Origin of the sequence: Sphingomonas sp. Ant20 (assembly GCF_000783375.1) — a bacterium.
In the GTDB taxonomy this organism is placed as follows: domain Bacteria; phylum Pseudomonadota; class Alphaproteobacteria; order Sphingomonadales; family Sphingomonadaceae; genus Sphingomonas; species Sphingomonas aerolata.
In genome coordinates, this window is sequence record NZ_JRVI01000227.1 from 1 (window position 1) to 1,795 (window position 1,795).

The 1,795-nt window shown below is 69.7% G+C and carries 3 protein-coding genes; 1 reads left to right on the forward strand and 2 read right to left on the reverse strand.

Features of this window, described 5'->3' with window-relative positions; translation table 11 throughout:
- Both NI18_RS19090 and NI18_RS19095 read right to left on the reverse strand, forming a co-directional pair.
- Positions 1-790, reverse strand: a 790-nt coding sequence (locus NI18_RS19090) for an EI24 domain-containing protein (protein WP_347574889.1), incomplete at its 3' end; no start/stop codon positions are given.
- A 49-nt stretch (positions 791-839) separates the two neighbouring features.
- A complete protein-coding gene (locus tag NI18_RS19095) occupies positions 840-1,403 on the reverse strand; it encodes a helix-turn-helix transcriptional regulator (protein ID WP_031394722.1) in 564 nt (187 codons plus the stop codon).
- A gap of 105 nt (positions 1,404-1,508) precedes the next feature.
- Here NI18_RS19095 and NI18_RS19100 point away from each other — a divergent pair.
- A partial coding sequence (locus NI18_RS19100) for a DUF6456 domain-containing protein (protein WP_306286532.1) occupies positions 1,509-1,795 on the forward strand: 287 nt, incomplete at its 3' end.

Sequence of the window (1,795 nt, forward strand, 5' to 3'; positions counted from 1 at the left end):
CGGCGAGCGCGAGGCCGAGGGCCATCGCCAGGCCCGGGGCGGACCGCGAGATTACGAAGCCTTTCAACGCGTTGACACGTGATCTCGTCATCAGCTGGTCCCCCGGGCGCGCACCGCTGCGCGCGTCCCGTGATAAAAATGCGTCGCCATCGCCGCGCCCAGCACGGGGGGCGGCGATGTTGAGGATCGGAACCACGAACAGCGCGGTGTTCGCAAGACCCAGCACGAAGCGTGACGCCCGCGTCGTCGCACGCCAGCCCCGCATCGCCGCGGCGTCCGTGTGGCGCGCCGCCACCATGTCGCCGAGATCGCGCCCGAGCAGCCAGCCATTGACCACGAAAAACGCCGCCGCGGTCCCGACCCCGGTGACGAGCAGGCCGATATAGACGGGCACCATCAACAGGTTGACGAGCAGCACGCGGAACGCCGAGCGCAATCCCATGGCGAGGCTGCGCGCGAACGGCACGGGCCGCGCGGTGGCGAGACGGGCGGGATAATGCCGCGCCTCGACCGCGGCGACGACATCGTCCGCGAAGATCCCGACGACCGCGATCGCGACCGCGCGAAACAGGATCCAGACCGCGAGGATGGTCAGGAACAACGCGACCGCGGCGGCGATCCCGGCCTGGTCGCTGCCGAGCCAAGCGGCGAAAATTGCCTTTGCGCCCAGCCACATGAGCAGGCCGAGCGCGGCGAAGACGAGCAGGGTCACCGCCATCGACTTGGCGAAGACGCGCAGCACCGGCGGATCGCCGAGCTGGCCGAGCGAGAGGAAGAAACCGCGGATCATGCGGCAGCGATGGCCCGCCGCCTCCGGGCCGTCAATGCGGGGCGGCGACTCAGAGCGTGCGGATCAGGCGGACCGCGCGGGCGATCCAGACGGGGCGCTCGATCTGCTGGGGCGCGGCATCGTCGCCAACCGGAATAAGCGTTGGGCTGCCGTCGGTTAGCGCGACCAGACGGCCAAAGGCGAAGCGGCCGGCGGGGCGGGGGACGAGCACGTCGCGGTAGAGCGCGCTCTCGAAGTCGTCGGGACCGAGCGTGGTGCACCAGAGCACGTCGCCCGTGCGGTAGTCGCCGACGCCGGCGGCCACCGTGACCGCGACCTGACCCGGCTCGACATGCGGCGGGGTGGCGAGGTTGGGGCGGGTAGGGGCTTGAATTCCGGTCGAATCCAGGATCGCGACGACGGGCAGATCGGCGCGTTCGGGCATCGTCACCAGATCGACCGCGGCGACGTCGAGCGCGGCGGCGATCCGGTTGAGCCAGCCGACCGAGACGGTCCGCGTCCCCGTCTCGAGCCGGCCGATCGTCTGCGCGGTTGTCGGGGGATCACAACGCCTTGCGACGTCGTCGAGCGTCAATCCCTTGGCGCGGCGGACGGCACGGATAGCAGTGATCATGGACAGGCTCCGTCGCTTGCACAAACCAGATAGGTTGGTTTCTCTTGCAATTTCTGGTCGAATATGGCAAGACAAACGGGACTCGGCAAATGGAAAGGGCGGCGTATGCAGGATCTGATCGAGGTCGCGATCGACGGGCGGGGCATGCGGCGGGAGCCTGACAGGGAAGGTGAGCGGGAAGCTGACAGGGTCGGTGAGCGGGAGGTGCAGCGGGAAGGTGTCGCGCGCGGCGGGCGGATCGGCGGGCGGAGCGTGACGGTCAATCGCGCGGAGTCGCCGCTGACCTGGCTGCGGTCGCGCGGGCTGATCGATGCGCGGCAGTTTGCGGCGGGCGAGCGGTTGCGCGCGGCGTACGAGACCGCGTCGATCGCGCCGAGCGTGACGATGCGCTG

Coding starts and splice junctions, on each gene's coding strand:
- NI18_RS19095 (WP_031394722.1), bottom strand. CDS start 1,403: ATGATCACTGCTATCCGTGCCGTCCGCCGCGCCAAGGGATTGACGCTC.